Origin of the sequence: Bacillus cereus group sp. BfR-BA-01381 (assembly GCF_022663555.1) — a bacterium.
GTDB classification, from domain to species: Bacteria; Bacillota; Bacilli; order Bacillales; family Bacillaceae_G; genus Bacillus_A; species Bacillus_A pacificus.
In genome coordinates this window covers 1-8,204 of record NZ_JAKUFR010000139.1, presented here as the reverse complement: position 1 = coordinate 8,204, position 8,204 = coordinate 1, and the positions used below count along the sequence as shown (strand labels likewise).

Sequence of the window (8,204 nt, the reverse complement as noted above, 5' to 3'; positions counted from 1 at the left end):
AATATATCGACTTACCGACAATAACAGAAGAGGGTGTGCCAGCATATTGGCACACCCTCTTTATTCATAATGATTAATGAATATCACGTTTCTTAAAGTTACCGCCTTTTACTTCTGCTACGTCATAAACTGTAATAAAGGCGTGTGGATCGATTTCATTAATAAGTTCTTTCATTTTACTTTCTTCTAAACGGTTAATTACACAAGAAATTTCTTTGAATTTCTCTCTAGAATAACCACCGTATACTTCGTTATATGTTGCACTTCGGCCTAAACGATCGCGAATGGTTTCTACCATCAATTCAGGCTCTTTTGTAATGATTTTAAATGCTTTCGAACCACTTAAACCAACTTCAACGATATGAATCACTTTCGAAGCAATAAAGTAAGCAATTGCTGAAAGGATAGCTCCTTGAAGACCGAATACTGTTGATACGAAAATAAATACGAACATGTTTAAGAATAAAATAAGGTCACTCGTTCCAAATGGTAACTTACGAGAAAGCAATACAGCTAGCATATCGATTCCATCTAATGCCCCGCCATTACGCAATGCTAGTCCCATACCGAAACCGATGATAATACCACCAACAACTGTAACTAATAATGTATCGCCTTCAATAATAGCTGGTATACCATGCATGACAACGGTACCTATTGCTAATGAAGCAATCCCGATAATGGAATAAATCGCAAAGCTTTTACCGATTTGCTTATATCCTAACCAAACGAAAGGAATGTTAATAATTGCGATTAGAGCTCCTAATGGCAATCCAAATAATCTTGAACTAACGATACTTAAACCAGTCACACCACCGTCTGATACGTTATTTGGAATTAATACTGCTTCTAATCCGTACGCTGTGATAAATGCCCCAATAATAATCATCAAAGCTTTTGAAGCAATTTTTAGCTTATTGGGCTTGTTTTTGATAATTTTCTCCATGTAATTTCCTCGTTTCAAACTAGTTTCTTGTTTGTTACATCATTCACACCTAAATTTTATTTTAACATTTAATTTGAAAAAATTCTCCTTTAATGGATGTATGCAGGGAATATTATGACCATATTAACTTTAAAATATTTTTGAAATGAGTATAAGAAATCCCATCCTTTCAAAGGATGGGATGCTATTAAGAAATGATAAAACTAAGCACGGATAGGAATAAAGCGAAGCCTAAAATAGTTCCACATATTTTCATATGGCGCTTACGTCCCATCACAACGATTGCAACATACTCACGAATCATTGCATTAGGCCAGTAATAAAATGCAGTTTTTGATCCAATTCCTTGGCTATTAAGACCTGCTTGTCTTGCATATATACCAGCGCGGAATAGGTGGAAGTTGTTCGTTGTAAAGATACTATTATACTTACCTTCAGGCTTTAAAGAATCCATAATTTCTTTAGAGAACAACATATTTTGATATGTGTTTACAGAGCGATTTTCTTGCACTGTATGTTCAAGCGGAATTCCTTTTTCAACAGCGTACTTTTGCATCGCTTCTGCCTCTGGAAGGCCTTCATCTGGACCTTGTCCACCAGAGAAAATAATTGTTGGTGGCGTATTTACAGCGGCTTGTTTCCAGTAAAAGTCGATTGCTTTATGAATACGACTGGCAAGTAAAGGTGGTACTTTATCATTAATTAATCCGCTACCAAGAACGATAATGAAATCTTGATTACGTCTTGGTCTGTTGAATTGGTATAAAAAATACGCGCTTAAGAAGTTAGATAAGTGTATAAAGAAATACATAGTTATAAGAGATATAGCAGCAAAAATAAATTGAAAATGCTCTGAGAATAAGCTTGCTGGATTTATAATAGGGAGCATTATAAAGAATAAAATCCCTAAAGCAGCAATTAAAGTTAAAGAGTTTGTGAAGCGTCTTCCTTCACGTTGCATTAAAATTTTTGCATTAAGAAATAGCCCAAACATTAAAGCGACTATAGCAAAAGGTATCATTACAATGAGCGCTAACATCGGAATAATAACGATAAAATGTAAAGAATTACTACCAGACTCATATGAGGCTATAGCGCAAAATAATAGAAATGAACAGATAAAGGCATTAAATAAAAACCCATTTATTATTTTTCGCGGATCCTTTAAGTAAGAGATAAGAAAAATAATAAACAATATAAGAGGAATGATTCCAAAATACATAAATATAGTACACCTCAATTTGTATAAGAATTTGACATACCTTTTATATTACATGATTTTATAATTGAAAATGAAAGAAAAAATGATTTAGAATTTTCTCAATAAAATATATGGATACATATGTTACAATATATTCAAAGCGATATATTAAAAGTAAAGTGGTTGAAGAGGCACTCAATGGAGTGTCTTTTCTTTTTGGTATGTAATTATGCATATTATATTTATTTTCAAGTGAAGAGGATTAAAATATAAGGAGTAGGCAGACTATATAAAGCAGAATTTAATACAAACATTTCCCTCTACTTTTTGTATCTAACAATCGTATAACAATAAATAATTCTGTTTTATAGTGTCTGTTTATGGAAGGTGTCTTCTTTGAAGGCCCTTTTTTTATTTAGTATAGAATGTTTTTACTGTTTGCATAGTGGAAACTATCTATACTAAACATTAGCAATCTTCCGTATAAACATTATCAATTTACTATATATTCCAGTGGTGTTAACCTACATATGAAAGGCTTTCTTTTTCAAAATATTACCCCTAATAAATTTTTGAAGAAGTCAACTGTCTCCAAAATTGCCATTCATGCTTAGCAAAAAAGAATCCTGCAGGATTCTTTTTTGTGTTCGACAGAATATGACAAAATACATTTGAATAATTTGTTATATTGTTAAATGGTTATTATGGAAAGAGAAGGAGACTTAAGTATGAGATTTAAGAAATTAATTTTAACAGGTGCACTTGTTGCAACTACAGCATTTACTTCAATTGGAACAGCGCAGGCAAGCGCAGGTTTTAAAGATGTTCCAAACAATCATTGGTCTTATAAAGCAATTATGGATTTAGCAAATAAAAACGTTGTTGCTGGATACGGAAATGGACTTTTTGGATTTGGTGATGATGTAACGCGTGAGCAAGTTGCAGCTCTTATGTTCCGTCACTTAAAACCGACAGTAAAAGAGCAGTATAACAATCCATATAAAGATGTTACGGATCGTTCAACTATGTTTAAAAAAGAGATTCTTGCTTTAACAGAGATGGGCGTATTCGTTGGAGATAACACAGGGAGATTCAGACCGAAAGATTCGTTAACTCGTGAAGAAATGGCACAAATTTTGACAAGAGGATTCCAATTGCAAATTAAAGGGGATCATAATTTCCCGGATGTAGATAGAAATGGATGGGCGAATCCTGCGATTACTGCAATTAAATCAAATTATATTACGGCTGGCACTGGTGATGGTACATTCGCACCTAAAATGCATGTAAGTCGTGAGCAATACGTTCAGTTCTTATATAATGCAACGTTACCATTTGAAGAAAGACCAGGAGCAAAACAACCGCAACCACAACCGAAACCGGAAGTAAAACCAGATCCGAAACGTTTTGCTAATTGCAAAGAAGCAAACGATGCGGGATATTATGACATTACAAGAGATAGTCCATATTACGGTAAGCATTTAGACCGTGATGGCGATGGAATTGCTTGTGAGAAAAAGAAAAAAGGTAAATAAGAAAAAGCACTCAATTTGAGTGCTTTTTCTTATGGAAACATGCTATTTTTTTAGGCGCTTTTCATAAAATGAAAGTAAGGAAATGAAAGTAGGTGACAAAATGCCGTCAGTTGTGGAAGGGGTTATTATTGAAAACTGCAATGGAACGATTAATTTAGGAGATAAATATAACGTGCAGCCGATTGAAAAAACGAAAGCGTATAATGGATCGGGATCATCAAATACAGGAATGAAAGTACAAACATTTAGTGGTATTAGTACAGCAGATGTAGGGGATAGCGACGTGAATGATCAAGGAATACAGTTTACTTTATAGAGAGAAATATGTAAAATTGCATAAAATGATGACCTTGCCCTGTGCTACAATCTAGCTGTGAGCTGTTAATGATTCTTCTGTATTATAGTTGTTAGATTAGAAATATAACATCTTATCGAAAATCATACGTATAAAAAAGACACTTCAAACGAAGTGTCTTTTTTCATTTTAGTGATACCCTTTAGCAGAGTCTTTATGAATTTTATTTTTAAAGATACTGTAGCTCCAAAGTTGATAGCCAATAACAATTGGTACCATAACCATCGCAACGAAGAACATAATTTTTAAGTTTAATTGACTACCAGCTGCGTTGTATAACGTTGTACTATAAGCATCATTAATACGAGATGGTAACATTCTTGGGAACATACCCGCAAAGCCAGTTGTCATAAACATTGCGATTGTTAAGCAAACGAATGTGAATGCAAGACCAATTTTGTGTTTGTACACCATAATAAGTGCGAGTACACTCATTAACATTGCAAGTACTGGAAGAATGAATAGTACCGGATATTCTGTGAAGTTTTGGAATAAATTTGTACGATTTGCAGTTGCTACATAGAAAATAGCTAAAATGATAGCAGCTGCCATTGAAAATGGTCTAGCGATTTTATAAGCACGGTCAGATACTTCACCAGTCGTTTTAATCATAACCCAAAGTGCACCAGATACGACGAATATAACAGTGAAGAACAGACCTCCTAAAATACCGTAATGATTTAGTAAGCTAAGTAAATTTCCTTCATAGCCATTTTTTCCGATTTGTAGTCCGTAATAAAGATTAGCAAATGTAACCCCGAATAGGAAAGCAATTAAGAAACTACCAATTGCAAATGCCCATTTACAAGTTTTTTGCCAAATTGGTGAATCATCTTTATGCATGAATTCAAGTCCAGCAGCACGAGCAAATAGTGCAAGTAATACTAAGAATAACGGTGTATATAAATAACTAAACATATTTGCATATGTGACTGGGAAGGCAGCAAATGTTGCGCCACCAGCTGTAATTAACCATACTTCATTACCGCCCCAGAACGGGCCAATTGCTTCTTGTAATTGATTTCGTTCTTGTCGGTCTTTCGTAACGAAAGGAAAAATCATTCCGTTACCAAGTGCATATCCATCAAGAATAAAGTAAACTGTCCAAATCACACCCCATAAACCAAACCAGATAATCGCAAGCATATCATGAGACATGAGCTACACCTCCCTCAGTAGCAGGTTCCTCTAATGCTGCTGGTCCTTTTTTTGCGAACTTCAGCATTAAGTATACGTCTGCGATTAAAAGTAAAGTGTAGAACAAGATTAAACTAATTAATGAAAACCAAATTTGTGGGACAGATATAGGTGATACAGATTCTGCGGTACGCATTAGTTTATATACTGTCCATGGTTGACGACCTACTTCGGCAACAATCCAACCAGCATTAATTGCGATATAGGGTAGTAAAACAGACCATATTGTAATTTTTAAGTAACGTTTTGAGTTTTCTAGTTTTCCTTTTCGGTTTAAGTAGAAACCGTACCAAGTTAATGCCATAAAGAACATACCAAGTGCAACCATTAAGCGGAAGCTATAGTACACGAGGTTAACATTTGGACGATCTTCTTTTGGAATATCTTTTAAACCAACAATTTCGCCATCAAATGAATTTGTATAGAAGAAGCTTCCTAACTTTGGAATCGTTAAGAATTCAAAGTTCTTCTCGTTTTTTACATCAGGAATTTGTACAATTGAGAAGCCTTGTCCTTTTCCAGTTTCCCAAACAGCTTCCATTGCAGCACCTTTAGCAGGTTGATATTTAGCTGCTGATACACCAGATTGATGTCCCATAAACGGTGTAATTGTTGCGGCGAATAAGCCTAACATTAAGCCAAACTTAAATGATTTTTTGAAGAATTCAACTTCATTTTTACGTAATAAGTGATAGGCACTAATGGCCATAACGAAGAAAGCACCAACAATATAACAACCAACTACAGTATGAAAGAACATATTCCAAGCATATGGATTCGTAACGAGTGCCCAGAAATCATTTAATTCAGCGCGGCCGTTACGTACGACGTAGCCAACAGGGTTTTGCATAAAGCCGTTTGCTGTAATAATCCAAAGGGCGGAAATATTTGTTCCAAGTGCAACCATCCACATACAGAAGGCACGGAACTTTGGTGAAATTTTGTCTTTACCGAATAACCATATTCCCATGAAAGTAGATTCTAAGAAGAATGCAACGAGTGCTTCGATTGCGAGAGGGGATCCGAAAATATCTCCCATATATTTGGAGTACTCAGACCAGTTTGTTCCAAATTGGAATTCCATCGTAATCCCGGTTATAATCCCCATTACGAAGTTAATTGTAAATAATTTACCCCAGAAATTTGCCATTTTGCGGTATGTTGGATTCAATGTGCGGGCGTATTGAGTCTCCATACACGCTACTAAAATAACAAGTCCGATTGTCAAAGGTACAAATAAAAAATGATAAAAAACAGTAATTGCAAATTGAAAACGACTCAGTAACAGAACGTCGGACATAATAAATATTCACTCCTTTTTTACATTATCTACAATTAGTTTATAGTGAAAATACGTTTTAAATAGGGAGGACTTGTTACAAAGCTGTGTGTATATTTTGAAAGAATTATGTCGATTATCTGAAAATATCTTATTTTTACTATAAAGCGATATCCTTTTTGTGTTTTTCATATTTTGGTACACTATTTATGTAGTGTAAACGAGAGAAAAGAGGGTTCCTTACTATGAAGTCATTAGAAGAGATTTTGCAATACAATGAGAAATTTGTTGAAGAGAAAAAGTATGAAGAGTTTGTGGCGGGGAAATTTCCAAATAAAAAGATGGTAATTATTTCTTGTATGGATACAAGACTTGTTGAACTATTGCCGAAAGCGATGAATATGCGTAACGGCGATGTGAAAATTATTAAAGTAGCAGGCGCTGTTATTTCACATCCATTTGGAAGTATTATGCGTAGTATTTTAGTCGCTGTATATGAGCTTGGTGCTGATGAAGTATGTGTAGTTGGTCACCATGATTGTGGTATGGCAAAAATTCAAGCAAGCAGTACGATTGAGAAAATGAAAGAACGCGGTATAACAGAAGAGAAATTAGATATGCTTCGTTATTCTGGAATCGATTTAGAACAATTTTTGCGCGGTTTCTCTAGTGTAGAAGAAAGTGTAGAACATAGCGTATCAGTACTTCGCAACCACCCATTACTTCCGGAAGAAGTACCTGTTCACGGTCTTGTTATCGATCCTGATACAGGAAAATTAGATTTAGTTGTGAATGGTTACGAAAATTAAGAATGTACTTTGTCATCCTTTTTATCTGGGACAGGATCAAATCCTCCTGGATGGAAAGGGTGACATTTTAATATACGCTTACAAGTAAGCCAAAAGCCTTTGAGTGCACCATGCTTTTGAAACGCCTCTAATCCGTAATGAGAACAAGTTGGATAGAAACGGCAAGTTGGTGGTGTCATCGGAGAAATGAACTTTTGATAAAAGCGTATAATCCCAATAAAAATCTGTTTCATAACGATCTCCTTTTCAGCATATTCTTAAAGTATTATAGCACGACTGTACATAATACTTTACTAATGTTCATTTCCGTTATATCATATTGGATATAACGGAATTAAATTAAAAGCGGGAGAGATGTTGTATGCCATCAGTAGAAAGCTTTGAATTAGATCATACGATTGTAAAGGCACCTTATGTAAGACATTGCGGAGTTCACAATGTAGGTAGTGACGGTATTGTAAATAAATTTGATATTCGTTTTTGCCAACCGAATAAACAAGCGATGAAACCAGATGTTATTCATACGTTAGAACATTTATTAGCATTTAATTTACGTAAATATATTGATCGTTATCCGCATTTCGATATTATCGATATTTCACCGATGGGCTGCCAAACAGGATACTACCTTGTAGTAAGCGGAACACCGACAGTTCGAGAAATCATCGATTTATTAGAACTAACATTAAAAGATGCAGTTCAAATTACAGAAATTCCAGCTGCAAATGAAACGCAATGTGGTCAAGCGAAGCTTCACGATTTAGAAGGAGCAAAACGCTTAATGAACTTCTGGTTAAGCCAAGATAAAGATGAACTTGAGAAAGTATTTGGATAAAGAAAAACTGCCTGTAAAAGGGCAGTTTTTTTGTGTCATGATAATAA

At 34.8% G+C, this 8,204-nt stretch carries 9 protein-coding genes; 4 read left to right on the top strand and 5 right to left on the bottom strand.

What is annotated here, in order from left to right:
• Positions 1-73: 73 nt before the first annotated feature.
• Complete coding sequence (locus MR079_RS26765; protein WP_000411239.1) at positions 74-946, bottom strand: YitT family protein; 873 nt, start codon at positions 944-946, stop codon at positions 74-76.
• A gap of 187 nt (positions 947-1,133) precedes the next feature.
• The gene (locus MR079_RS26760; RefSeq protein ID WP_000273523.1) at positions 1,134-2,168 is read right to left on the bottom strand and encodes a YdcF family protein; all 1,035 of its coding nucleotides are present in this window, start codon (positions 2,166-2,168) and stop codon (positions 1,134-1,136) included.
• A gap of 707 nt (positions 2,169-2,875) precedes the next feature.
• Here MR079_RS26760 and MR079_RS26755 point away from each other — a divergent pair.
• On the top strand, positions 2,876-3,682 hold the full coding sequence (locus MR079_RS26755) for an S-layer homology domain-containing protein (protein ID WP_242294950.1): 807 nt from the start codon (positions 2,876-2,878) through the stop codon (positions 3,680-3,682).
• A gap of 82 nt (positions 3,683-3,764) precedes the next feature.
• Complete coding sequence (locus MR079_RS26750; protein WP_011040784.1) at positions 3,765-3,998, top strand: spore germination protein; 234 nt, start codon at positions 3,765-3,767, stop codon at positions 3,996-3,998.
• Between the two features lie 168 nt (positions 3,999-4,166).
• On the opposite strand, the gene cydB is transcribed toward MR079_RS26750, so the two are convergent.
• Together cydB and cydA are read right to left on the bottom strand one after the other, a co-directional pair.
• Positions 4,167-5,195, bottom strand: coding sequence for a cytochrome d ubiquinol oxidase subunit II (gene cydB / locus MR079_RS26745; RefSeq protein ID WP_139869573.1), 1,029 nt, complete (start codon positions 5,193-5,195; stop codon positions 4,167-4,169).
• Positions 5,185-6,534, bottom strand: a complete 1,350-nt coding sequence (gene cydA / locus MR079_RS26740) for a cytochrome ubiquinol oxidase subunit I (RefSeq protein ID WP_227572028.1) — start codon at positions 6,532-6,534, stop codon at positions 5,185-5,187. The genes cydB and cydA overlap by 11 nt, the downstream gene beginning before the upstream one ends.
• A gap of 224 nt (positions 6,535-6,758) precedes the next feature.
• On the opposite strand from cydA, the gene MR079_RS26735 reads away from it, so the two are divergent.
• Entirely contained in the window at positions 6,759-7,322 is a 564-nt protein-coding gene (locus tag MR079_RS26735; protein ID WP_000838160.1) for a beta-class carbonic anhydrase, read from the top strand.
• On the opposite strand, the gene yidD is transcribed toward MR079_RS26735, so the two are convergent.
• Positions 7,319-7,555, bottom strand: coding sequence for a membrane protein insertion efficiency factor YidD (gene yidD / locus MR079_RS26730; RefSeq protein ID WP_000809333.1), 237 nt, complete (start codon positions 7,553-7,555; stop codon positions 7,319-7,321). The two genes, MR079_RS26735 and yidD, sit on opposite strands and share 4 nt — an antisense overlap.
• Positions 7,556-7,683: 128 nt before the next feature.
• On the opposite strand from yidD, the gene luxS reads away from it, so the two are divergent.
• Positions 7,684-8,157, top strand: a complete 474-nt coding sequence (luxS, locus tag MR079_RS26725; RefSeq protein ID WP_001141369.1) for an S-ribosylhomocysteine lyase LuxS — start codon at positions 7,684-7,686, stop codon at positions 8,155-8,157.
• The last annotated feature ends 47 nt before the right edge of the window (positions 8,158-8,204 follow it).